We start from the raw sequence: 23,197 nt of genomic DNA, 5'->3' as shown, positions 1-23,197 counted from the left end.
AACTATTTTGAACCAGGAACAGACGAATATTACAACAGGAAAGCAAATACGTCATCTGCGAACACAATTGGGAATGACACAGGAAGAACTAGCCGGGGAATTGAATGTTACCCGGCAGGCACTATCGAATTGGGAGAGAGATGTTAATGAACCCGATTTAAATATGTTGAAAAAAATTTGCTTTCTTTTTGGAGTCAACATGGACGATTTTGCGAAGGAGGTAATAACAAAGATGGAAACATATGAAAAAAAGGAGAAACGACAATTTAATAAGTACGATATGGCAATTGGACTTTTTTATGGTGTTGGTATATTTCTTGGCATTGGTATTTTCTTTGTTGGCGGTTTTATGACAATGTCAGGTGCAGGGTGGGGAGCATCACTATTTGGCGGTGGCTGTTTTTCTCTTGTATTTGGCTTGATATGCCATGCAGTTATTACATTGAGAAGAAATGACAAATGATGACATATCCTGCTTTCTATACTTTTCGGTAATACCGAGTAAAAAAAGCCGCTGCTTTTGGCTTTCCAATAGCGGCGGCTTAATGCAAGCGGCGGCAAAGGGAAATATCCTTTGAATACCTTACAGAAGAAAAGTTTTGCAGCATTACAAAAATAAAAGCCTATACCATTTTGGAAAGAAAAGATACATAATAGTCAAGACGACAACAATCAGAAGTTATGGAGGGTAACAATGGAATATAGTAGGGTTGCTCATGAAATATAAACAATTAATTTTTGACGTTGATGATACTTTAATTGACTTTGCTGCTACGGAAGATTCATCCCTGCATGCATTGTTTAAATCGCATAAGCTGCCTCTCTCCTCTGACTTGCAGAAACAATACCATACTTACAATCAAGGACTTTGGCGCAGACTTGAATTGGGTGAAATTACTTATGAAGAATTAAGCGAGATGACATTTCATGATTTTATTAAGGAACATTTCGGTCTAGAAGTAGATGGAAATGAATGGATGAATGAATATCGCTCTTACTTTGGTGAAGCTCATCAGTTGCTACCAGGTGTGGAAGATACGCTGAAGTTTGCCAAAAAACAAGGCTATAAGTTAACAGTCTTAAGTAATGGTGAAAAGTTTATGCAGCGTCATCGCTTAGAATTAGCAGGTATCAAAGACTACTTTGATTTGATTGTAACGTCTGAAGAAGCTCATTATTCTAAGCCAAATCCGTATGCTTTTGATTATTTCTTTAGCCGTACAGAGATTGGACCAAATGAGACTTTATTCTTTGGGGATGGATTGCAGTCAGATATCTTAGGTGCTGAAAAATATGGCTTTGATAGTATTTGGTATAATCACCGTCACCGTAAGGATAATATTGGACTTCATCCCTTATTTGAAGTTGAAACATATCCAGAATTTGTTAAATTAATGCAAAATAATTTTAAGAAAGTATATTAAAAGGAGTGCTTAGGCACTCCTTTTGTATTACCCTATTCTTTTTCAAAACCAACCATTAAGCCGCCTTCTTCAGCATAGAAGCTGCAAAGTGCGCCGCATTCGCCAATGGTAACTTTAGCATCTGGGAAGTTATCTAAGATAATTTCTTTCATGCTTAAAGCAGAGCCTTCATTTTGTACATGGTCGATTTGAACGCGGCCTCCGCGATAGCCAGCTTTAACCATATCATCTAATAATTTTCTTCTAGCTTTCTTAGCGCCGCGAGCTTTCCCTAAAAGTTCAAACTCACCTTTATTGTTTGCTGTTCCAATAACAAATAGCTTCAGTAAACCAGCAATCTTTGCGACAGCTGGTGGAATTCGGCCATTGTTACCTAAGTTAGTTAAATCTTGTAAGGCAAACATTAAATCAAGGTGGTGTTGATATTCTTCTGTTGATTTAACAATCTCTTCAAAAGATTTTCCAGCACTTGCCAAACTAGCAATCTTTTCTGCAAGTAGTCTTAATTGTGGACCAGCTGAACGAGAATCAAAGACTAAAATTTTAGCTTTTGGATTCTTTTCATGATAAATTTTAGCAGCTTGGGTAGCTGAATTATAACTACCAGAGAGTGCGCTAGTTAAAGTAATGACAAAGATTTCGTCGCTACCTTCAAAGGCCTTAAGCCAGTCATTTACATTTGGACAGGCAGAAGTTGATTTGTTTTTAGTATGCTTTAAGGTGTAGAGAAATTTATCTAGATCAATATCAGGCGTATCGAGCCAAAGCTTGCCATCAACGTGAAGTGATAAAGGAACAGTAACATGATCAATTCCGTCAATTTGATCAGCTGTAATGTTTGCAGTTGAATCTGTAATAATTTTTATCGGCATATAGATTACCTCGAATTAAATATATTAAGCTGTTTTCTTTCAGTCTAAAGTACTATAGATAGTAAAGTCAAAGAAAATGCTATAGGTACAAAAAAGAGCAGCCATAAGGCTGCTCTTAGTTAATGTGAAAATACTAGTCCTAATAAGCCACCTAAAGCTACTAAGGCCAAAAGGGGCAGTACTAGATAAGAAACGAAGGCAAATAGCAGTCCGATCACGATTAAGAAACCGACGATCTTCAAAATGCCAATTCCTAGTTTCCAGAACAGCCAAATAATTAATAAGGCTAATAAAAGTGAAAACATATTTCGAACCTTCTTATAAAAATTAATTATATTTTGATATTAATCATATTACGAATTAAGGAGAAAGTGTAGATAAGTTTTTATTAAGAATGGTTAGAAGAATTTTCGTTAACGAAAGTTGTGTTCAAATACGATAAACCGAGAACATTTTAACCTCTTTATCTAAAAATGATGATAGAGGTGAAGAAAATGAAATACTTATTTAGATATTTAAAAAAAGAACCAGTAAAGGTGGGGATTGTAATCATCCTAACAATTATTACTTCTGCTTTACGAGTTACTCATGCTTTAATCAATGTAAATATTCTAAATTCTTTGATCAAATTACAGCTGCATAACTTTTTTAACTGGGTAATGATTGATATTGGAGTATTTGCAATCCTATCTATTTTTCTGATTTTGCTTCAAATTCAAACAGCTAAAACAATTGAATTTTTATGCTTGGATTTAAGAAAGGATATTGTTCGCCAAATTGCTAATAAGCCAATTATGAAATACCAGGAAAAAGATACAGGAGTATATGCTTCCTGGTTAACTAATGATATGAATACAATCGAAAATAATGGCTTTTATAATATTTTACAATCCATTCAAGTTATTACCGACCCATTATTTTCAATTATTGCCTTACTACAATTTTCTTGGACATTTATTCCTTTAATTTTACTAGTCTCGTTTTTAACAGTTTTTTTACCACAAATTGTTCATGATAGATTAGCTAGTGCGAGTTTATCAACTACTCAAGCTAATGAAAATTTACTTAGTACTATTAATGATGGCTTGAGAGGTTTTGCAACCTATTCTATTTTTGGCGTTGAGAGACAACTTGAAAATAGAATTACTAGTGCCACTATGACTTTAATTGGTAAAAAGGTACGACAAGCAAAATACCAGGCAGTAGCTAATAATATTGCTGGTTTTTCAAATATTTTAGGACAAACTGGTATTGAAGCTTGGACTGGTTTTCTAGCTCTCCAAAAAAGTATCTCGATTGGTGTAATCGGATCTTCAGAAAATTTGTCCTACAATGTTTTTAATTCATTAGCTGCGATTGCACCAATGTGGGCAGAAATGACTGCATTGACACCAATTTTTGAAAAATATCATCTTGATGATAAAAGTAAGCCTAAACAAATTGGTGGAACACTTGAAAATAATAATTTTCACACTTTAGATGTTGAGAATCTACAAATTTCTTTTGGAGATAAACCAGTTTTTAAACAGCCATTAAATTTACATATAAGTAAAAATCAAAAGATTGCTCTTGATGGCGATTCTGGTAGTGGCAAAAGTACACTTTTAAAAATAATTTCAGGTCAAATAAAAAATTATCAGGGGTCAGTTAAAATTAATAACCAAGATGAAAAAAATCTCAGTTATGATGCGATTAGAGAAGTATTGATCTATGTAGATCAGATTCCATACTTATTTAACGGGACGATTCGTTATAACTTAGAGTTAGGGGAGCACTTTAGCGATCAAGAAATATTCGATGCCTTAAGAAAAGCTGATTTGCTTGATTATGTTAAAGAGTTACCCGCAGGATTAGATACAAAAGTTGGCGAAAATGGTACAAAAATGTCTGGAGGACAGAAGCAGAGATTAGCTTTAGCTCGTGGCTTACTAAGAAATAGAAAGCTATTTTTATTAGATGAAAGTACCAGTAGCTTAGATAAGAAAAGTGCTTTGAATGTTGAAAATATCTTTTTGAGTCAGCCAGATATTACAGTTATTTTTGTTAGCCACCAGCTACATAATGAAAATAAACAGAAATTTGATAGGATCATTAGGATATAAAAGAGATGGCTATACTATACTGTCGGTAACATATCTGCAAAGTCATTATATCCTGCAAGCTTTAAAACTTTGGTTATTTGCTGACAAGTAGCAGCGTCATTTTGAAAAACAGCCTCATAATATTTTCCAAGTAACTTTATAAACAGGACAGATCCTTTACTATTAATGGTCGAAATATAGGTTAATACTTCTTGGATTAACTTTGTAGAGTTTTTCTCGTAGCAATTATCTAGGTAATTAATACAGATTGCGCCAATGCATTCTTGCAAAGAACTTTGTAGAATATTTGGATTAGAATACTTCGCTAAGATAGTACCTACTAAAAAATTCAATTCTTCTATATCGTAGATACGCATTGTTTCTCTAAAAATTTGAAGGGAATGAATATTCCAATTGTTGTTGACGAGAATGTATTGTTTCAGTTTATTTTTTAATTCAATTGGAACTTCTTTAGCTTTAGGAAGATAGACCTCTAAAGTAAGCTGCAACTGCAATTTATAATATTCAGTTTGGCGATTATTAGGAAGTAAATCTATCTCTTGTTTTATTTTTAATAATTTATCTTTGCTTTTTTGCTCAAAAGCTACAGAGATTCTATCCATAATATCTTCGGAGATATCTTCTTTATCATTTAGATTTTCAAAAAAATAGGTAGCGTTTATCTGATGTTTATCAAGAATTTGAAGGAGATCGTTAGTACCGATATCGTGAATATTTCTTTCAACTTTTGAATAAAAAGAGGTTGAGACTACATTTGCAGCCATTTCTGTTTGAGTTAATCCTAGTTGTTTCCTAAGATTTAGCAGTGCTTCACCAATTGTCATTCTGTATACCTCAAATTCAATTTTTTAATAATAATTTTATTTAATGCTTATTCTATCACGTTATAGGATGATAATAATTTCAATTGCGTTAATAAGCTATAATAAAGAGAAATTACCACAAAATTACTACGATTACATTTAGAAAACTAGAATAATGAAAAAACTAACAACAGGAATTTTAGCCCATGTAGATGCGGGAAAAACTACCTTGTCAGAAGGGATGCTCTACAAAAGTGGCACATTGAGAAAATTAGGTGCAGTTGATAAAGGAACTGCCTATTTAGATAGTGATGATTTAGAAAAGAAACGTGGAATTACGATTTTTTCCCATATTGCGCGCATTCAAACCGGTAATAGTGAATTACAAATTTTAGACACGCCGGGCCATATTGATTTCGCTCAAGAAATGGAAGAGACGTTAAGTGTTTTAGACTATGCCATCTTAGTTGTATCAGCAAGTGAAGGGGTAACCGCATACACCCGCACTCTTTGGAGCTTACTAAAAAAGCATCAAATTCCAGTTTTTATTTTCGTTAATAAAATGGATACCTTGAAGGCTGATAAGGAAAATATTCTTAAGCAGCTTAATGAGCTTGATGACAATTTTATTGAGTTTGGCAATCAAGATACAGATTTTTATGAAAAAGTTGCTACGGCAGATGAAACTACTTTAACTCAATATCTAGAACTTGGAAAAATAGAAGACAGTGCAGTCAAAAAATTAATCAATCAAAGAAAAATTTTTCCAGTATATTTTGGTGCAGCTTTAAAATTAATTGGAATAGACGAATTTCTAGCGGGCTTAGATAAGTGGACTGATGGAAAAAAGTATCCAAATGACTTTGGAGCTAGAATTTTCAAGGTTTCTTATGATGAAAAAGGCGAACGATTAACTTGGTTAAAAGTTACTGGCGGTAGCTTAAAAGCCAAGACCGAAATATTTCCTGATGAAAAGGTGAATGAAATTCGTCGATATAACGGCACTAAGTATCAAGTCATTCCACAGGCAGAAGTTAGTGAAATTATTGCTGTCAGCGGCTTGAAAAGCACTTATTCCGGACAAGGCTTAGGCTTTGAAAATGATCAGACTAATTTTACTGTTCAGCCAGTTCTAACTTATGCAGTAAAAGTTACCTCAGCTAACACAAATGCTTGTTTGCAGGCACTAAGACAGCTTGAAGATGAGAACCCTCAACTCCATGTTAAGTGGAACAAGCAGACAGAAGAGATAAGTATTGATGTTTTGGGTAAGATTCAGTTAGAGATTCTTCAGCAACTATTACGCGATCGCTTTAATTTAGAAGTTGAATTTACTCAGGGTAAGATCCTTTACCAAGAAAGTATTAAAGCTTCAGTTGAAGGGGTTGGTCACTTTGAACCTTTGAGACACTATGCAGAAGTTCACCTATTGCTCACACCCGGCAAAAACGGAAGTGGCTTAGTTTTCAAAAATCAGTGTAGTTTAGAAGTTTTGCCTAAAAAATGGCAAGATCAAGTGATGGAGAGCGTATCTAATAAAGAACACTTAGGTGTCTTAACTGGGGCGCCCATTACAGATCTTGAAATTACTCTAGTTGGAGGCCGGGGAAGTAATGTTCATACAGTTGGCGGAGATTTTCGTGAGGCAACTTATCGTGCAGTGCGCCAAGGGTTAATGGAGTTAAAAGCTAGAAAAAAAGTTTATTTACTTGAACCTTGGTATCAATTCACTCTAAGAATTAATCAGGATCAAGTTGGTAGGGCGATTAATGATATTGAGAGAATGGGTGGAAACTTTGAGCTTGGAGAAAGTAGTGGGAGCGTTACTACGATTAGCGGTCAAGCACCGGTAGCGCAGATGCAGGATTATGCTACTGAAGTTAGAAACTACACTCATGGTAGCGGACAGCTAGAATGTTTATTCTTGGGTTATCGAGAATGTAAAGATAGTGCTGCTATTATTGAAGAAATGGCTTATGATCCACTATCTGACATTAACAATACTCCTAACTCCGTCTTCTGCTCCCATGGCGCAGGTCATACAGTTGTTTGGGATGAGGTACCAAGTCATGCACAGTATACATATTTAGGATAGATTATTGCACGATTTTGGTAGATCAAGCTAAATAATTTTTGTAGTAAAACGCTTTCATTATTTATGAAAAGGTGCTATATTAAAAGTGTGAAATAGCTCTAGTAGAAGTCACGATTAGGATTGTTAATATTTATATTTTTTATTAAGTCGACGATACTCTAGCTATTGCAATTCATAAATATATTTTATAAGAAAAGGAAGTTCTAATTAATGAACTTCCTTTTTTGGTGCTAATAAAAATGTAAGTAAAGTAACTATTTGAATCCCATTTGCTTGCGTAGGACGGTGTAGATTGGTTCTCCACCTAAGAGAGCTAGAATTAGATAGGCAATAAAGACACTCATAATCATTGGCAAAACTTGTTCTACGGTTCCGATCATTTCTGTCAGCAAAATAATTGCGGTAAATGGAGCTCGCAAAATTGCCCCGAGGTAGGCTGCCATAGAGACAACAATGATATTAGTATAGTTATCAGTAGGAATAAGGCCTAAGTGGATAAAAACAGTCGCAAAAATCGTCCCCATTAAAGCCCCTAAAACTAAAATAGGCATAAAAGTACCACCAGGGATAGAACTACAATAAGAAATCATAGAAAAAATTAGTCTTAGTAGAAAGAAGACAACTGGGATTAAAATCCATGAAAGTTGCCCTAGTTTTTCTTCTTGGATAATTAATGGATTGTGAAAAAGTGAATCGATCAAGTAATGTGATCCACCCAAAACATGCGGAAAGGCAAGCCCAATCGGAATAACTAATAAAAGTGGAACAATACTGTGATATTGCATCGGAATAATTTTTAGCTTGCTGAAAAGCCACTTAGTATTTAAAAGAGACCGTTGATATCCGTATGCCATCAAGCCTGCTACAATTCCGACAGTGATTAAGGACCAGTAGGAGTGAACGGGTAATTTTTTAGCAATTGGAAGATAAAGACAGGGCCGCGTTCCAAAAAATATAATGGTAACTAAGTCAGCGGCAGCAGCGGCTCCTAAAGCACTGATACATTCTTTAGGTTTAAAAGAGTGGGTAATGACTTCAACAAGAAAAAATACACCTGCAAGTGGGGCTGAGAACGCTGCACTAAGGCCAGCCGCAATTCCAGCGCATTGAAGCAAGCGTCTATCTTCTTCACTGCATTCAAAAATATTTTCTGCAAAACCTTGACCTACTAAAGCTCCCATTTGGATGCAGGGTCCTTCTCGTCCAAGAAAAAGTCCCATCGAGCTTACTAAGAGGCCGCCTACGAATTTTCGCCATAAGACGGGGAACCAGTCAACTTCGTGTTCTCCCATTAAGGTTGCTTCGACTTGAGGAATACCTGAACCAGATAAGTCTAGTAAATACGGTTTAATAATTTTGCTCACAAGGATACAGATAAAGAATGTAAAGATGGTATATAGGCTTATCCATTGGGGATGAGCTGCGAGATAGGGATAGAGAAAGTATAAATAATGGATGCTTTTATCGATAACGAAACGGAAAATACTGACAATCATCCCTATAATTAATCCGATAATGATGCTTTGAACTAAAAGCTGGGGCACTCGGGTAGTGAAGGGGCGTCTAAGAAAATCTTTAGCAGGCTTCATAATTGTGACTTCTTTCATATATACGTTGTTAGGTTTATTGTATGCCGAAAGAAGAAAAGAAAACAAATAATAGCAGGAGAAGTACCATGAATTTTATATCCTTTTTGTGAAAGTGGAATAGGTATCATTGCTTTTTATTTATATTTAATTAAAAGCTTTGCAATCGCATTACCATATGTTTTCATACCAATGCTAATTAAAAAGTCTTTAATCTTTATGCTTTGGAGATAACTTTCTTCATTGCCGTTTAAATGATAATCAATAATATTTTTGAAGAAATAAAAAGCAGATTTATAAAAGACGAGCTCGGGTTTTGTTTTAATCTTTTCTCCACTTTCAATAAAATAATTGACTGATTTTTCTTTTTTCTCTTTAAGTGAAAAAGCTAGGATATTATCTATAATAGCTTGCATAGCTATTTACATTTTAATATCTTTAGTATTTATATATTGATCAATGATTCTTTTTCCAATTAGTTTTTCGGTTTCAAAATCATAAAATTGCATGTTATTACAAAATAAGGTTACTTTAGTTTTGTTGAAATTAGGTATATCAAATATTTTCTCTTTTATTTTAGTTCTTAATTCGATATTTGGTGTTTCATCAGGTGCTTTCATTGCTTCTAATAAAGCTTCCACCTCTAGTAATTCTTCTTCTTTATCTTTCGGAGATAAATTGCTTTCTACAATTAAAGGTTTTAATTGTAGAATTTTATCTTTGTCATTATCATAGAAGGCTTCTAACATAGTATTTTCAAAATTCTCTATTTCTTGTCTTTTCATCTCATCAGTTTGATTGAGCCTACTAAAAAATTCCCAAGTAGGGATGTTATTGTAATGAAGTAAATCTACTAAATTATCTACTGTGATTTTGTTAGCATTTTTTCTACCTTAGAGTAGTAGGATTGGCTAACAATCATTCCATCATTGATAAATTCTTTTTGAGTTTTGCCTTGACCGATGCGATATTCTTTAAGTAATTCACCAATTGTCATTATCTACTACCTCTTTAATATTCCAATATGACTATTTAATATTTATTTATATTTAATAAGAAGTTTTTCAAGTAATTTACCGTACTCGGTCATTCCAATACTAAGTAAAAAATTTTTAGTTTGTATACTTTTGTTATAATATTCATCACTATTTGTACGATGATAAAAAATTATGTTTTTAAAGAAATAGAATGCAGAACTATAGAATACAAGTTCAGGTTTTGTCTTAATCTTTTCTCCGCTTTCAATGAAATAATCAACATTTTTTTCTTTATTTTCATTAAGCGAAAAAGATAAAATGTTTGTTATTATTGCTAGTAATGCTACTTGCATTTTGGTGTTTTTAGTATTTATATACTGGTCTATTATCTTTTTTGCAATCACGATATTACTCTCAAGATCATAGAATGGCATAAAATTACAAAATAAAGCCACTTTTGTATCGTTGAAATTAGGAATATTGAATATTTTTTCTTTTATTTTGGTTCGTAATTGTAAATCAGGTTCTTCCGAGGGATCTTTCATTGCTTCAAGCCATGCTTCTACAAGCAGTAATTCTTCTTCTTTATCTTTATTTGATAGATTACTTTCTTTTACTAATGGCTTAAGCCCCCTAACTTTATCAATATTGTTTTCATAATAAGCTTCAATCATCATATTATTAAAGTCTTTTATTTGTTGATGACGAAGATCATCATTTGAATTAAGCCTACTAAAAAACTCCCAAATAGGGATGTTATTGTAATGAAGTAAATCTACTAAATTATCTACTGTAATCTTATTAGCATTTTTTTCTACCTTAGAGTAGTAAGATTGGCTGACGATCATCCCATTATTGATAAACTCTTTTTGATTTTTACCTTGAGCGATGCGGTATTCCTTGAGTAATTCACCTGTTGTCATAATCATGTTCTCCTAAAAAATTCAAATACGACTATTTCGTTAATTTCATTATAGAACCGATATTATATGTTTAACATCAAAAAAGGGAGTTAAACATTATGAACGTATTTTTGAAGAACAAAGATTACAGAAGATTTTCAGTCGCTAGTTTCTTATCTAGTGCTGGTGACATTCTTTTTTATTTAGCGTTTATGACTTATGCAAGTAAATTACAAAATTATTCTCTTGCCTTATCATTAATTGCAATCTCTGAATCATTACCAAGATTATTCGATATCTTTGGTGGCTACTTAGCTGATAGAACAAGAAAAAAGTTTAAGAACATCTTCTTAATGTCTCTAGTTAGATTTACCCTTTATAGCTTAGTTGGGATAGTGTTTGTTACTAATGTATCTCAATGGGGCTTAGTAATTGCAGTAGTAATTATTAACTTTATCTCTGATATGGCTGGTACTTATGCCGGAGGTTTAAGTGCTCCATTAATTGTTGACTTAGTTGGAGAAGATGAATTTGCGGAAGCAGAAGGCTTTACCAATGGTATTAGTCAAGTGATTACTACTGTGGCTCAATTTGTTGGATCAGGTCTCTTGCTTTTCTTATCTTACTCAAACTTAGCTTTCGTTAATGCATTTACCTTCTTAGCAGCTGGCTTGTTATATGCTAGTGTAGGCCTTCGTCATAAGAAAGATGATAAGCCACTTGAACCACAAGAAGTAAACGAGCAAAAATTCTTTGCGACAATGAAGACCTCATATACTCAAATCAAGAAGGCGCCAGGCTTATTGTCAGTTGTTTTAGTAATTGCACTTCTTAACGGTGCATTAACTTCTATGGGTTCATTATTACCAATTATTATGGCTGGCAATCGCTCAACAATGATTATTTCCACTTACAGCTTTACTCTTGCAGTAATTGGTTTGGTAGTAAGTGTTGGTGCAATCTTAGGTAGTACTTTTGGACCACAATTATTTAAAAAGCAATCTGTTTTCTTTATGGTTATTGCTGCCAATGTTTTAAGTGTAGCCACTACAGTTGCTGCAATGTTCGCTAACATTTTTGCAATTATGCCATTTTACTTCTTATTAGCTTTAGTAATAAGTACTGCTTCACTTAAAATGCAACAATGGTTAGTTACGACAATTGATCGTAAGATTTTAGCTTCAAGTGTAGGCTTACTTAATACAATTGTCATGGCGACTTCACCAGTAATGACTACAGTATTAACTACTATTTCAGGCTTAGGAGATGTTAGATATGCATTATTTGCACTCTTAGCAGTAGAAATTATTATTTTGTTTGTCGCAGTTAAATTGAGTGTTAAAACTAAAGTAAACAAAGAGGAAATTAAATCCGCTGTTGTAGTAAATAAATAGCTTATAAAATTAATGTTTAGCTACAAATTAAAAGATTACCTAATGAAACGAAAATTGAATCATGAATCGATTACCTCAAGAATATTAGTGAGATCATCAAAAAAATTCTATTAAATCAAAGTACAAGACAAGATTTAATAGAATTTTTTGTTATAAGCCAAATTAATATATTTGTATACTATATATAATAAGTTATTAAGGAAGTCTTAAGCTTAGCGCTTTGTAGGCAGTAGAATATCTTTATTGATTAGCCCTTGTTATGATTAAGTTAATCAATCATAAGTCATATAAAGATTAAAAATAGCTAGCTAAATCAATCTTTTATGTATTTTTAGGAAAGGAAGCCTAACTATGATGAAAGATAAACATGGAATTAAGGACAAAGTAGCAGGTAAACTTAAAGAAGTAGAAGGAAAAATCACTGGTGATAAAGCTCGTGAGGTCGAAGGAAAAGCTCAACAAGCTAAAGGAAAGGTGAAATCTAAGGCTACTGAAGTAAAAGAAGACTTAGAATAATCTGCTTATTGTATATTTTAGGAATAGGAGGCGATCCCCATGCTCCATTGGATTTGGGTTTTGATTGTCGGAGGTGTAATCGGGTTGATTGCAGGAGCCATTACTCATAAAGGCGGCTCAATGAACTGGATTGCAAATATTATTGCTGGGCTAGTAGGTTCATCTCTAGGCGAGGCTTTGCTGGGTGCCTGGGGTCCGCAAGTAGCGGGAATGGCAATTGTTCCATCATTACTAGGAGCTATTATTTTAGTTATCTTAGTTTCATGGATTATGACTATGCTATTTGGGTCAAAAGCTCATTCATAAATCATATTTAACACAATTTAATAATTCTCTCTCAAAAGAGCAGTCTTAGTCGACTGCTTTTTTCTATGGGCGGCCTTTTAAATTTTCATAGTATAATGGATGTGATATAAAAATCTAGGTAAGAAAAGAGATAATAATGCGTTTAATTTCATGGAATATTGACTCCCTTAATGCTGCTTTAACCAGTGATTCACCACGTGCTAAGCTTACACGCGGCGTTTTAGATACAATTAAAGAAAAAGATCCTGATATTATTGCTATTCAAGAAACTAAATTACGCGCTACTGGCCCAACGAAGAAGCACCAAGAAGTTCTTGCAGAAATGTTTCCTAACTATGATTATGTCTGGCGTTCATCGGAAGAGCCAGCAAGAAAGGGTTATGCAGGAACTATGTTTTTGTACAAAAATTCTTTGACTCCTGAAGTAACTAAGCCGGCTATTGGCGCACCAGACACCATGGATTATGAAGGACGAATTTTAACCTTAGAATTCGATAATTATTATGTTACTCAAGTCTATACTCCTAATTCTGGTAATGAATTGAAGCGATTAGAAGATCGTCAAATTTGGGATGAAAAGTATACAGAATATTTACAAAAATTAGATAAAAGTAAGCCAGTAATTGCGAGTGGTGACTATAATGTTGCGCATACTCCAATTGATTTGAAACACCCAGAAAATAACCACCATAACGCTGGCTTTACTGATGAAGAGCGTCAAGGCTTTGATAAATTATTGAAGCTTGGCTTTACTGATACCTTCAGAAAGGTACATGGTAATATAGAAGGTGTTTACTCATGGTGGGCACAACGAGTAAGAACGAGCAAAGACAATAACTCAGGCTGGAGAATTGACTATTATATCGTTTCTGATAGAATCGCTGATCAGGTAACTAAATCAGAAATGATTGATACAGGAGATCGCAAAGATCATTGTCCAATTATGCTAGAAATTAATTTATAATTATCCACTTGTGGATAAATGAAGAAGATCGTTTGGGTCTTCTTTTTTAATTTAGATGGGAAGTGAAGGTTGTGGATAACGTTTTAAAAGAAGCAATTTTAAATGGTTTATACGATAAAGATAAAAATAATGGAAATGAATTCTTTAGTCCGCAATTAGTAAGTAATGATAAAGAAAATAAAATTTGGTTTACTCTTCGGCAAGAATTGCTGTCATCAACTTCTTTTACTTGGGCAGTTGCTTTTATTTCTGAAAATATGCTTGTTCCATTTAAATTAGTAATGTCGGAACTAGCTAAAAAAGGGATTAGCGGTACGTTAATTACAGGTACTTATCTTGGCTTTAATAGTCCAAAAGTTTTCAAGGAATTAATGAAAATACCGAACCTGAAAGTTCGTCTAAGTGAAGAAGCTGGGTTTCACGCTAAGGGATATATTTTTAATCATGAAGATTATCAAACTATTTTAATTGGGAGCGCAAATTTTACTAGATCAGCTTTATTGAAAAATTGCGAGTGGGGATTAAAAGTAACATCTCATGAAAATGGCCAATTAGTTCAAGAACTTAATAATCAAATTCAAATTACATTGACTACGAGCATTCCGCTTACCAATTCCTGGATTAGAGAATACGAGAAAAATTGGCAACCTGTCAAAAAGACAGCTATGCATTTGGTAAATGATCAGAAAGAAGATATTTTGCCTAATAAGATGCAAAAAACTGCTTTAAATAATTTAACTGCTCTAGTAAATGGGGATGCAAAAAGAGCCCTAGTCGTTTCTGCCACGGGGACTGGAAAAACATATTTAGGAGCCTTTGCAGTTCGAGAATATCGTCCGAAGAAATTTCTTTATCTAGTTCATCGAGAACAAATTGCCAAAAAATCTTTAGAGAGTTTTTATAAGGTAATTGGCGGAAGTCGCGAGGACTATGGCTTATTAACTGGAAATAAGCATGATTTTAATAAAAAGTATCTTTTTGGAACGATTCAAACTTTAAGTCAGGACAAAGTTTTAGCAGAATTAGATCCAAAAGAATTCGATTATATTTTAATTGATGAAGCTCACCGAGTAGCTGCTCCAACTTATCAAAAAATTTTAGAACACTTTACGCCTAAATTTTTACTAGGAATGACCGCTACGCCAGAAAGAATGGATAAGCAAAACATCTATGAAGTATTTGATTATCACTTAGCTTATGAAATTAGGCTAAAGGATGCCTTGAATGAGCAGATGTTAACACCGTTTCATTATGTGGGAGTAGAAGATTATACGGTAGGCGATGAGGTAATTACTGAAACTAGTAAATTAAAAGACTTAGTTGCTGAAAAGCGAGTTGATTATGTCCTTAAGCAGCTTGATTACTATGGCTATTGTGGCAAAAAAGCTAAAGGATTAGTATTTTGCAGTCGGCAAGAAGAAGCACGAAAGTTAGCAAACTTATTTACGCAAGCTGGACACCCAGCACAAGCTCTTACTAATGAAGATAGTCAGAAAAAACGAAGAGAAGTAACTAAACAGTTAGAAAATGGTAAATTAGAATATATATTTACCGTAGATTTATTTAACGAAGGAATCGATATTCCGTCCCTAAACCAAATTGTGATGCTCCGAAATACCCAATCGAGTATTATTTTTATTCAACAACTAGGGCGTGGGCTGCGTAAATTCCCGGAAAAAGACTATGTAACTGTAATTGATTTCCTGGGTAATTATAAGAATAATTATCTAATTCCAATTGCCTTAAATGGTGATAAGAGCCGTGACAAAGACCAAGTTGTTAGAGAAAGTAAATTACCGCAAGTTATCGATGTTTCAACAATTAACTTTACTGAGGTAGCTTCACAAAGGATTTTAGATTCCCTTGAAAAAATAAAACTAGATAGCATGCGGGAGCTGAAAAAGTCCTATGAAGATTTAAAGGCAAAACTAGGTCACGCCCCTCTTTTATATGACTTTTATCAATATGGAACAACTGCTCCAACTGTTTTTGCCAAAAATCACCTTTTAGTCCACTATGGCGATTTTTTAAAGAAAATGGGAGAAAACGTCGTGCTAACGGAGTATCAAAGTTCTGTTTTGTCTTTTGTAACGAAGGAATTGTTATTTGGCAAAAGACCGCATGAATTATTACTCTTAGAAAGCTGTTTAATTAAAGAAAAGGTAAGTGAAGCATCCTATCTGCAATTACTTGAAGGAAAAAATTGTTACGTAAATGATGCTGTACTAGAGTCAGTTGATAAAGTTCTATCCTTAGAATTTTTTGACGTGAAACAGGGAAAAACAACGAAAAAAAAGCAGTATGGCAATGTTCCCTTAGTTGAAAAAATAGGAAAGAACTATTTATTCTCAAGTCAACTTTCACAAGCCTTAAGTGCTAATCAGCAATTTAAAAATCTATTTAATGATGTTATAAAAACAGGCTTGGCGCTTTCAAAAGAATATAATTCTGATCAACAATTTACTTTGTATAAGCAATATGATCGTAAAGATGTTTGTCGCCTATTGAATTGGCCTAAGGATATTTCAGCACCAATGTATGGTTATCGTGTTGGGGAAAAAGAAACGCCAATTTTTATCACTTACCAAAAAGATTCAAAGAAGAAGAGAAATGCCCGCTATCATAATACTTTAGAAAATGGACATAGTTTACGGTGGTATACCCGTACGCCGCGTCACATTGATTCAGATGAAGTAAAACGGCTGCTTAATACAAAAGATATGAAATTACACCTATTTGTTAAGCAAAGCGATGCAGCAGGAAAGGAATTTTATTACTTAGGTACTGCCGATATCCAAAAGGATTCTGTTAAAGAAGAAAAAATAGGTTTAAAACAAAAGAGTACAGTTGGAATGAATCTGATTCTCAAGCATCCGTTAAATCAAGCAATCTATGATTTGCTTTTCAGTTAAGAATTAAGCATAGTTTAGGATAAATTATAGAAATTCATAATAATTATTTGATAAATTTCAAGTTGCGAAAATGGAGGGGATGAGATAAGGGTGAAAATAAAACTAGTCTCTTTAATTACTTTATTAGCGTTAGTTTTGACTGGATGCAGTTTTCAAAACAAACCTAATAGAGCTGATGCAGCACATAAATACTATGTTGAAAAAAGTGAAACGCCGAAAAACAATCTCAATGTAATTCCAACATTATTTTTCCATGGTGGACTAAGTAATTATCATGGGGAAGAGAATATGGTAAAAGCTGCTCAAGAAGCTGGAGTGACTAATTCTGTCATTAGAGCCGATGTAGATGCCAATGGAAAGGTTAAACTGATTGGTACTATTCCAAATAACGCTGTTAATCCAATTGTAGAGGTAAACTATCGAAATAACGTTCAACTTGATTTTAAAGAAAATGGACGTTACGCCAGAAACGTAGTCCAGACTTTACAAATTGAGTATGGAATTAAAAAGGTAAATATGGTGGGACATTCCCTGGGAAATACTTCAATTATGTATTATCTATTGCAAGCTGCTCACAATCCAAATTTACCAAGGCTAAATAAGCAAGTCTCAATTGGTGGACATTTTGATGGACTTGATTTTAAGCAGTTGCCAATTGCTATTAGACAACCTCCTAGTCTTCGAGTTGATAATGAAGGAAAGCCAAATAAAATGAATGCCACCTATCGTGAAATGACAAAATTACGAACTCTTTATCCAAACAAAGAAATAGACGTCTTAAACATTATTGGTAATATTGGTGGAAATTCGGATGGGATTGTAAAAAATGCTTCATCTCTTTCATTAGAATACTTAGTTGCTCCTATGGCTAAAAGCTATCGTGTAGTTACAATAACTGGCAAGAATGCGGAACATGGGCAATTAACTTATAATAAACAGGTAGAGAAACAAATTATTAATTTTTTATGGCTACAATAGCAAAATAAAAGAAGATGTTTGAAAGGTAGTGACCCCGGAATTCGGACATGGATTTCGGGGTTTTCCTATGACCACATTATCTAAAGAAGATCAAATGAATCTCTTTAAAGAATGGAAATACTAATATAAAGGTACTAAGTATTTAATTAAAATATGGGATGAACTAAGATGAGTAAAATTCAAGAGTTTATTAGAGAAGACATTAGAAAAAATCCAGAATTGAAAGAACAATATGAGCAAGTGAATTTAAATTTGGATGCTTCAATTTTTGTTAGAGAAATGCGCGACTGCTAATGTTTTTGGTTAAAAGAGATATTTTAATTAAAAACTTTTCAAATTTAGAGTACGAAAAAAGCCACTTAAGAAAAGTGACTTCTGATTGTTTTGCTCACGAAGCATTAACGCTTAATTTCGTGGATCAATCGAGTGACTGAAACAACGAGTCGTGAAGCTTGGTACAATATTAAACCAATAGCAATTAAAGTAAATGCGTCAAGCAAGGCGTACAATTCCTTAAAGAGAACCTGATTAGGCTACGTTGCTAGCGCGCATATATTTGTCAAAAGACGTCTTGTGGGTGGTCATTGAACCACCTTTTTTGTTGCAAATTTTCATTGCTTTCTTTATTTCTAAAATTGTTGTGAGAATTAAACAGGGATAGTAAACTATCGATTAAATTATTTATTATAAATATAAGGATGGAAGATTGATGACTGTTGGAGATTTACTTAGATATTACCGTGTTAATCAAAATAAAACTTTGAAAGAATTTGCAGGGAGTATAATTGATAGTTCCTATTATAGTAAAGTGGAAAAGAATATCCATCAAATCTCAATAAATAATTTGATCGATTTACTTAATTACAATCAAATTAATACTACAGAATTTATAGGAAAACTAGATCCCAATTATGAAAACTACCAAAGCAAACTTCAGACACAAAGAAAGCTTATGGAAGAAGCATACTATCAAGTTGATAAGGATAAGCTACAAGAAATAAAAATGCTGGTTTCAGAGAGTGATTTCTCTGAAAAGGATAAAGAAATGCAAACTTTAATAGCTTCCGGTTTCATAGAACTTCTAAGTCCTGATAATCCTAATCAAAAACTTAGAGATAAGATTAAAAAGCAAGTTTTTGAAATTCCTAATTTCAACAGCACAAAATTTATGCTTTACTGCAATTCGATGCGGTTTTATAGTCTTTCTGATAATAAAACAATAGTTAAAAGACTTATCGAGCAATATAAGAATTATGAGTCTAAAATTGTTCAGAAATCGCTTATTTCAATAGTAATAAATATTTTGATTTTTTCCATTGAAGAAAATGACTTCAAGAATATGGATTACTATATTTCCTTTGTAAATAATATTCCTACTAATCCTGATATTTTCTTCTATAAAAACATAATGGGATTCTTTACCTCTTTTATTCAATATAAAAATAAAAAAGATAGATCTGCACTAAAATATTGCAATTTGATAATTGAAAATATCAGCATTGCTGGTATGCCTAAATACGCTAAAGAACTTTCGGAATTCAAAAAGAAGTACCAATAATGTAATAAAGGGCAAATACGCCCCATTTCACTTCTTTCACTCTCTTACAATTTAAACTTAATCTAAACACAAAATCACTGAAAGGAACGGTTATATGGATTTAAAAGATGTAGTTATTATTATCGTTACCGGAAAAGCAGGGAGGAAAACATAATGAAAAAGTTTAGTAAATTAACTGCTCAAGCAGCAGTAGCTGTATCGCTATTATCTGTAGGTGCTCCTACATTTACTTCTGCTGTACAAGCCTCAAGTGTAGAATCAGCTACTAAAAGTTCTGAATTATCAACAAAATCAACTGTATTAAGTAGTCAACCTAATTCTGAAAAATTAGCTTCTGTAATTCAAAAAAATGTAAGAGTACTACAAAACTATGACAATTCAGTAGAAATGAGTGTTGTAAAAACTCCAGAATTAGAAAAAGCTTTAAAAGAAAACAATATGAGTTATGCTGACTTAAAAGAGATGGTAAGTCAAGTAAATTCATACCTTAAAGAAAACAAAAAAGAAATTGCCACATCTCTTAAATATGTATATGTTAATGACACACTTAGAAAAAATAAAAATAGTGGTACATGTGCTAAAGCATTGAGATTTATTGGATTTGTTCACAGTGGAGCATATAAAGCTGCGGCTGCTATGTTGGGTGTCACGGGTCCTACCGCAGTTCTGGTACCTCTTTTAGTTGGACTCCTTTACCAAGCTGGAGCTCTATTTTGTTAAAATATCTTTTTTATAAATATGACGTAACAGCAACTTTTGTGTTATTAGCCATATTAAATCTTGGATCACCGTGGGGAAATTTTTCTTACCGTATGGTTATGGTTCTAATGAACATTGTTGTTGGAGCTAGTATGGAATATTTAGTTAATAGGTTTTCTTCAACAAGACGCCCATTGTTTAAAGGGATGGTAGCTTTAATTTTACTTTTTATAAATATAATTTGGATTTTAGTTACGGTCATCTAGTCAAGTGATGGTGAATTATGAAAAAGCTACTACTAGTTTTTGAAATAGTATTAGGATTAATTCCTTTTTTTCCTATACTTTCAGATACTATTTTCAAAACGAATATCCATACTTCAATTATAAATGTGACAATGCAGTGGCCACTGTGGGTTAAGCTTCCGCTTTTACTCATTTGTATTTTGTTATATCTGTATTTTTGGCACACAATTTTTAAAGAAATTAAAAAGGTTCTACGATAATTTAAAGATATACGTAGCTCTCTCTAACTCCCCTCCGCTTCGGGCAAGTCTATCCTCGACGCTTCAGCCGGCTAAAGCCGTCTTCCGTATCGTCTCGGAATAGCCAGACCCTCCACTACTGGACTTGAGAGAGAAAAACAAAAAGCAGTTTTCGAACTGCTTTTTTGGTATATTCAAGTTTAAATAGATGCAGACGATACATTAGGATCGTGCAAAAAATGAGTGTTAGATACTATCACCGTATGATGGTTTAGTTACTTCATCAATGGACTTAGACACTTGTAGTCTGCAACCTGTCGTCCTTATCGCAATGTTTATAAATTGCATTATCTACCATTAGGAGAGGAATACACTCAATCAAGTAGCTTTACTTTAGCTATGAAATAAAAATCATATATTTAATCTAAAAATTTTTATATCTTAGTAGGTAATTTTAATAAAAAAGCAATACTTTAAACAAAAATTTATTGACTTTTAATTTTTATCGTTGTAATATTATGTTCAATCAAAAATAAAAACGGCTTTGATAAGGAAAGTAAGTTTTACTGAAGTACTACAGAGAGTTTCTGGTTGGTGCGAAGAAACAACGAAGGTTTAGCTGAAAATCACCTTTGAGTAGAAATTACGAATTGAGTAGTTTCAGGGTGCGCCCTTTATAGCGTCGACGTATCGCTCTTTTTGAGCCGCACGTGCAACGAGACTGGGTTTATGCCCGGCGAACATAGGTGGTACAGCGCCAAAAAGCGCCCTATTAGATCAAAATAAAATTGGTCTGGTAGGGCGTTTTTTCTTTAACAACGCTGTTAAATTGTAAAACAGGAGGATAATTTTATGAATGCACAATTATCAAAAAAATCGAAGTTTTTTTGTTTAATGATGACCTTTGTTATGATTTTAGAATTTTTTGCTACAACTGCTGTACCAGCATTTGCAAGTCAACAAAAAACAGATGTAGATAATGATCCTGAAGTTGCTGTAGTAGCACAAGAATTAGAAAAAATTTTTTGCAAATGGAGTTAGTCAGGAAAATCTAAATAAATATGTATTAAAAAATTTCTCTAATAAAGAATTTACTGTTGCGGAAAAAGAACTAGATGTTAATTATAATCCGTTTTCTCTACAATCAAAAAATGATAATAGCTCATTACATTCTGTTTCTGTATACGGTTGGAATAATTTAGGACAATGCATGTACAATAAAATCAAAGATGAATTTTTTGCAATGGTTAATATCGGAGTAATTGTTAAGTATGCTAAGAAAAAAGCATGGAAGGAATTAGCTAAAGTTGTTATTCGTTTTGCTAAAGGTGCGGGTGTTAGAACGAATGCAGCGATTGTTACAGCTCAGTTGGCTGTATGGGCTGTCCAATGTGGAATGAATGGGGATTAATTATGCAACATGTAGTAGATTTTCTAATTACTTATGTCCTTGTAGTTATATATTATTTTCTGGATAGCGGATATTTTCGCCCATTTGCTTCCCTAATTATGACTTTAGTATTAATAGGTTCAGGATATTTCATTGGCAAGCTATATTATGAATATAAAAATAGAATTAATAAATAACTAAAACTATAGCTTTTAGCAATTTTCGGTGTAGTGCTACTTATGACGAATATAAATTGCATTATCTACCATTAGGAAAAGAATATACTCAATCAAGTAGCTTTACTTTAGCTATGAAATAAAAATCATATATCTAATCTAAAAATTTTTATATCTTAGTAGATAATTTTAATAAAAAAATAATACTTTAAACAAACAATTATTGATTTTTAATTTTTATCGTTGTAATATTATGTTCAATCAAAAATAAAAACGGCTTTGATAAGGAAAGTAAGTTTTACTGAAGTACTACAGAGAGTTTCTGGTTGGTGCGAAGAAACAACGAAGGTTTAGCTGAAAATCACCTTTGAGTAGAAATTACGAATTGAGTAGTTTCAGGGTGCGCCCTTTATAGCGTCGACGTATCGCTCTTTTTGAGCCGCACGTGCAACGAGGCTGGGTATATGCCCGGCGAACATAGTTGGTACAGCGCCAAAAGCGCCCTAGTAGTATCAACTGCTGTAGCAGTGTCCTTATTATCAGTAACAACAACATCTGCTGTTCATGCGGCGGAAACTACACAAAATGAAAATTACAATATTTCTAGTGATGAAGTTAATGACGCGGTTGATAATTTGGCTGTTAAAAATCTTGCAAATCTTGCATTACCTGGAGTTAGTTGGGATGAATTCCATTAAAAAGTTTTTAAAATGGATATTTGGATTATTATTAATTAATTTTGCAGGACTAATACTAATTACACTTTATTCGGCTTATTACAACTTTGGTACTATGATTTTTGGAGTTCATACCGAAGCCGCCATAAAGGATTTTTGGAATACTGAATTTATTACTGCGGTTCCTTTTATTATTGGAGTAAATTTACTCGCAATTAGCACTGCACTTTTTCGAATGTATAAGAATAAGAAGAAAAAAACTCTTAGTTAGTTTGATAAATTGGTGTAAGTCATATTTCGAAAGATACACTCACTGGATATAGAGGACAATAATCTTATGAAAAGAAAGCAATTAATTTTATATTTTATTTGTTTAACATTG

25 protein-coding genes and 2 other annotated features are annotated in these 23,197 nt (G+C 33.2%); of the genes, 17 read left to right on the top strand and 8 right to left on the bottom strand.

Annotated features, from left to right (window positions below):
* Positions 1–7: 7 nt before the first annotated feature.
* Complete coding sequence (locus Q9R40_RS08635; RefSeq protein ID WP_001071126.1) at positions 8–463, top strand: XRE family transcriptional regulator; 456 nt, start codon at positions 8–10, stop codon at positions 461–463.
* Between the two features lie 253 nt (positions 464–716).
* A complete protein-coding gene (locus Q9R40_RS08630; RefSeq protein ID WP_304677326.1) occupies positions 717–1,424 on the top strand; it encodes a YjjG family noncanonical pyrimidine nucleotidase in 708 nt (235 codons plus the stop codon).
* A 32-nt stretch (positions 1,425–1,456) separates the two neighbouring features.
* Here the strand turns inward: Q9R40_RS08630 and Q9R40_RS08625 are convergent, their stop codons facing one another.
* Positions 1,457–2,296: a DegV family protein gene (locus tag Q9R40_RS08625; RefSeq protein WP_304677324.1), complete on the bottom strand. Its 840-nt coding sequence runs from the start codon at positions 2,294–2,296 to the stop codon at positions 1,457–1,459.
* A gap of 119 nt (positions 2,297–2,415) precedes the next feature.
* Positions 2,416–2,601 carry a hypothetical protein gene (locus tag Q9R40_RS08620; RefSeq protein ID WP_004896308.1) on the bottom strand — a complete coding sequence of 62 codons (186 nt, stop codon included), beginning with the start codon at positions 2,599–2,601 and terminating at the stop codon, positions 2,416–2,418.
* A 189-nt stretch (positions 2,602–2,790) separates the two neighbouring features.
* Between Q9R40_RS08620 and Q9R40_RS08615 the strand changes: the two genes are divergently transcribed.
* Positions 2,791–4,398 (top strand): ABC transporter ATP-binding protein, encoded by a 1,608-nt coding sequence (locus Q9R40_RS08615; RefSeq protein ID WP_304677322.1) that lies wholly within the window; start codon positions 2,791–2,793, stop codon positions 4,396–4,398.
* A gap of 14 nt (positions 4,399–4,412) precedes the next feature.
* Here the strand turns inward: Q9R40_RS08615 and Q9R40_RS08610 are convergent, their stop codons facing one another.
* A complete protein-coding gene (locus tag Q9R40_RS08610) occupies positions 4,413–5,222 on the bottom strand; it encodes a helix-turn-helix domain-containing protein (RefSeq protein WP_304677320.1) in 810 nt (269 codons plus the stop codon).
* Between the two features lie 154 nt (positions 5,223–5,376).
* Between Q9R40_RS08610 and Q9R40_RS08605 the strand changes: the two genes are divergently transcribed.
* A complete protein-coding gene (locus Q9R40_RS08605; RefSeq protein WP_304677319.1) occupies positions 5,377–7,296 on the top strand; it encodes a translation factor GTPase family protein in 1,920 nt (639 codons plus the stop codon).
* 254 nt (positions 7,297–7,550) lie between these two features.
* Here the strand turns inward: Q9R40_RS08605 and Q9R40_RS08600 are convergent, their stop codons facing one another.
* From Q9R40_RS08600 to Q9R40_RS08580, 5 genes are all read right to left on the bottom strand, one after another.
* On the bottom strand, positions 7,551–8,885 hold the full coding sequence (locus Q9R40_RS08600) for a ClC family H(+)/Cl(-) exchange transporter (protein WP_304677317.1): 1,335 nt from the start codon (positions 8,883–8,885) through the stop codon (positions 7,551–7,553).
* A 134-nt stretch (positions 8,886–9,019) separates the two neighbouring features.
* On the bottom strand, positions 9,020–9,298 hold the full coding sequence (locus tag Q9R40_RS08595; RefSeq protein WP_304677316.1) for a hypothetical protein: 279 nt from the start codon (positions 9,296–9,298) through the stop codon (positions 9,020–9,022).
* A gap of 6 nt (positions 9,299–9,304) precedes the next feature.
* Positions 9,305–9,667, bottom strand: coding sequence for a hypothetical protein (locus Q9R40_RS08590; RefSeq protein ID WP_304677314.1), 363 nt, complete (start codon positions 9,665–9,667; stop codon positions 9,305–9,307).
* A 77-nt stretch (positions 9,668–9,744) separates the two neighbouring features.
* Complete coding sequence (locus Q9R40_RS08585) at positions 9,745–9,879, bottom strand: helix-turn-helix transcriptional regulator (RefSeq protein ID WP_304677312.1); 135 nt, start codon at positions 9,877–9,879, stop codon at positions 9,745–9,747.
* A 42-nt stretch (positions 9,880–9,921) separates the two neighbouring features.
* Positions 9,922–10,782: a helix-turn-helix domain-containing protein gene (locus tag Q9R40_RS08580; RefSeq protein ID WP_304677310.1), complete on the bottom strand. Its 861-nt coding sequence runs from the start codon at positions 10,780–10,782 to the stop codon at positions 9,922–9,924.
* A gap of 98 nt (positions 10,783–10,880) precedes the next feature.
* Here Q9R40_RS08580 and Q9R40_RS08575 point away from each other — a divergent pair, with 98 nt between their 5' ends.
* The 13 genes from Q9R40_RS08575 to Q9R40_RS08515 all read left to right on the top strand — a co-directional run bounded on the left by Q9R40_RS08575 (position 10,881) and on the right by Q9R40_RS08515 (position 23,086).
* On the top strand, positions 10,881–12,155 hold the full coding sequence (locus Q9R40_RS08575) for an MFS transporter (protein WP_304677309.1): 1,275 nt from the start codon (positions 10,881–10,883) through the stop codon (positions 12,153–12,155).
* A gap of 354 nt (positions 12,156–12,509) precedes the next feature.
* On the top strand, positions 12,510–12,671 hold the full coding sequence (locus Q9R40_RS08570) for a CsbD family protein (protein WP_172972192.1): 162 nt from the start codon (positions 12,510–12,512) through the stop codon (positions 12,669–12,671).
* Between the two features lie 39 nt (positions 12,672–12,710).
* A complete protein-coding gene (locus Q9R40_RS08565; protein ID WP_004898354.1) occupies positions 12,711–12,977 on the top strand; it encodes a GlsB/YeaQ/YmgE family stress response membrane protein in 267 nt (88 codons plus the stop codon).
* Positions 12,978–13,113: 136 nt separating this feature from the next.
* Positions 13,114–13,941 carry an exodeoxyribonuclease III gene (locus Q9R40_RS08560; RefSeq protein ID WP_304677307.1) on the top strand — a complete coding sequence of 276 codons (828 nt, stop codon included), beginning with the start codon at positions 13,114–13,116 and terminating at the stop codon, positions 13,939–13,941.
* A gap of 62 nt (positions 13,942–14,003) precedes the next feature.
* A complete protein-coding gene (locus tag Q9R40_RS08555; protein ID WP_304677306.1) occupies positions 14,004–16,853 on the top strand; it encodes a DUF3427 domain-containing protein in 2,850 nt (949 codons plus the stop codon).
* A 90-nt stretch (positions 16,854–16,943) separates the two neighbouring features.
* Positions 16,944–17,831: an alpha/beta hydrolase gene (locus Q9R40_RS08550; protein WP_304677304.1), complete on the top strand. Its 888-nt coding sequence runs from the start codon at positions 16,944–16,946 to the stop codon at positions 17,829–17,831.
* A 168-nt stretch (positions 17,832–17,999) separates the two neighbouring features.
* Positions 18,000–18,125, top strand: coding sequence for a hypothetical protein (locus tag Q9R40_RS08545; protein WP_004898362.1), 126 nt, complete (start codon positions 18,000–18,002; stop codon positions 18,123–18,125).
* A 415-nt stretch (positions 18,126–18,540) separates the two neighbouring features.
* Entirely contained in the window at positions 18,541–19,389 is an 849-nt protein-coding gene (locus Q9R40_RS08540) for a helix-turn-helix domain-containing protein (RefSeq protein WP_304677302.1), read from the top strand.
* 153 nt (positions 19,390–19,542) lie between these two features.
* Positions 19,543–20,109, top strand: coding sequence for a hypothetical protein (locus Q9R40_RS08535; protein ID WP_304677301.1), 567 nt, complete (start codon positions 19,543–19,545; stop codon positions 20,107–20,109).
* Positions 20,110–21,107: 998 nt separating this feature from the next.
* Positions 21,108–21,347: a binding site (T-box leader), on the top strand.
* A 77-nt stretch (positions 21,348–21,424) separates the two neighbouring features.
* A complete protein-coding gene (locus tag Q9R40_RS08530; RefSeq protein WP_236707751.1) occupies positions 21,425–21,613 on the top strand; it encodes a hypothetical protein in 189 nt (62 codons plus the stop codon).
* 169 nt (positions 21,614–21,782) lie between these two features.
* On the top strand, positions 21,783–21,983 hold the full coding sequence (locus Q9R40_RS08525) for a hypothetical protein (protein WP_004898368.1): 201 nt from the start codon (positions 21,783–21,785) through the stop codon (positions 21,981–21,983).
* Positions 21,984–22,408: 425 nt separating this feature from the next.
* Positions 22,409–22,647 (top strand) — a binding site (T-box leader).
* Positions 22,603–22,836 (top strand): hypothetical protein, encoded by a 234-nt coding sequence (locus Q9R40_RS08520; RefSeq protein ID WP_304677298.1) that lies wholly within the window; start codon positions 22,603–22,605, stop codon positions 22,834–22,836. Its footprint overlaps the feature before it by 45 nt.
* Positions 22,823–23,086 (top strand): hypothetical protein, encoded by a 264-nt coding sequence (locus Q9R40_RS08515; RefSeq protein ID WP_304677296.1) that lies wholly within the window; start codon positions 22,823–22,825, stop codon positions 23,084–23,086. The genes Q9R40_RS08520 and Q9R40_RS08515 overlap by 14 nt, the downstream gene beginning before the upstream one ends.
* The last annotated feature ends 111 nt before the right edge of the window (positions 23,087–23,197 follow it).

Source organism: uncultured Lactobacillus sp. (assembly GCF_948948975.1).
In the GTDB taxonomy this organism is placed as follows: domain Bacteria; phylum Bacillota; class Bacilli; order Lactobacillales; family Lactobacillaceae; genus Lactobacillus.
This window is presented reverse-complemented; position numbering and strand designations above follow the sequence as displayed.

What these genes read in the sequence shown, in the direction of transcription:
- Q9R40_RS08545 (WP_004898362.1), top strand. Translation starts at nt 18,000, where the DNA reads ATGAGTAAAATTCAAGAGTTTATTAGAGAAGACATTAGAAAAAATCCA.
- Q9R40_RS08570 (WP_172972192.1), top strand. Translation starts at nt 12,510, where the DNA reads ATGAAAGATAAACATGGAATTAAGGACAAAGTAGCAGGTAAACTTAAA.
- Q9R40_RS08585 (WP_304677312.1), bottom strand. Translation starts at nt 9,879, where the DNA reads ATGACAATTGGTGAATTACTTAAAGAATATCGCATCGGTCAAGGCAAA.
- Q9R40_RS08580 (WP_304677310.1), bottom strand. Translation starts at nt 10,782, where the DNA reads ATGACAACAGGTGAATTACTCAAGGAATACCGCATCGCTCAAGGTAAA.
- Q9R40_RS08630 (WP_304677326.1), top strand. Translation starts at nt 717, where the DNA reads ATGAAATATAAACAATTAATTTTTGACGTTGATGATACTTTAATTGAC.
- Q9R40_RS08595 (WP_304677316.1), bottom strand. Translation starts at nt 9,298, where the DNA reads ATGCAAGCTATTATAGATAATATCCTAGCTTTTTCACTTAAAGAGAAA.
- Q9R40_RS08620 (WP_004896308.1), bottom strand. Translation starts at nt 2,601, where the DNA reads ATGTTTTCACTTTTATTAGCCTTATTAATTATTTGGCTGTTCTGGAAA.
- Q9R40_RS08615 (WP_304677322.1), top strand. Translation starts at nt 2,791, where the DNA reads ATGAAATACTTATTTAGATATTTAAAAAAAGAACCAGTAAAGGTGGGG.
- Q9R40_RS08565 (WP_004898354.1), top strand. Translation starts at nt 12,711, where the DNA reads ATGCTCCATTGGATTTGGGTTTTGATTGTCGGAGGTGTAATCGGGTTG.
- Q9R40_RS08560 (WP_304677307.1), top strand. Translation starts at nt 13,114, where the DNA reads ATGCGTTTAATTTCATGGAATATTGACTCCCTTAATGCTGCTTTAACC.
- Q9R40_RS08520 (WP_304677298.1), top strand. Translation starts at nt 22,603, where the DNA reads ATGCCCGGCGAACATAGTTGGTACAGCGCCAAAAGCGCCCTAGTAGTA.
- Q9R40_RS08540 (WP_304677302.1), top strand. Translation starts at nt 18,541, where the DNA reads ATGACTGTTGGAGATTTACTTAGATATTACCGTGTTAATCAAAATAAA.
- Q9R40_RS08610 (WP_304677320.1), bottom strand. Translation starts at nt 5,222, where the DNA reads ATGACAATTGGTGAAGCACTGCTAAATCTTAGGAAACAACTAGGATTA.
- Q9R40_RS08515 (WP_304677296.1), top strand. Translation starts at nt 22,823, where the DNA reads ATGAATTCCATTAAAAAGTTTTTAAAATGGATATTTGGATTATTATTA.
- Q9R40_RS08600 (WP_304677317.1), bottom strand. Translation starts at nt 8,885, where the DNA reads ATGAAGCCTGCTAAAGATTTTCTTAGACGCCCCTTCACTACCCGAGTG.
- Q9R40_RS08605 (WP_304677319.1), top strand. Translation starts at nt 5,377, where the DNA reads ATGAAAAAACTAACAACAGGAATTTTAGCCCATGTAGATGCGGGAAAA.
- Q9R40_RS08525 (WP_004898368.1), top strand. Translation starts at nt 21,783, where the DNA reads ATGTACAATAAAATCAAAGATGAATTTTTTGCAATGGTTAATATCGGA.
- Q9R40_RS08625 (WP_304677324.1), bottom strand. Translation starts at nt 2,296, where the DNA reads ATGCCGATAAAAATTATTACAGATTCAACTGCAAACATTACAGCTGAT.
- Q9R40_RS08590 (WP_304677314.1), bottom strand. Translation starts at nt 9,667, where the DNA reads ATGAAAAGACAAGAAATAGAGAATTTTGAAAATACTATGTTAGAAGCC.
- Q9R40_RS08535 (WP_304677301.1), top strand. Translation starts at nt 19,543, where the DNA reads ATGAAAAAGTTTAGTAAATTAACTGCTCAAGCAGCAGTAGCTGTATCG.
- Q9R40_RS08530 (WP_236707751.1), top strand. Translation starts at nt 21,425, where the DNA reads ATGAATGCACAATTATCAAAAAAATCGAAGTTTTTTTGTTTAATGATG.
- Q9R40_RS08575 (WP_304677309.1), top strand. Translation starts at nt 10,881, where the DNA reads ATGAACGTATTTTTGAAGAACAAAGATTACAGAAGATTTTCAGTCGCT.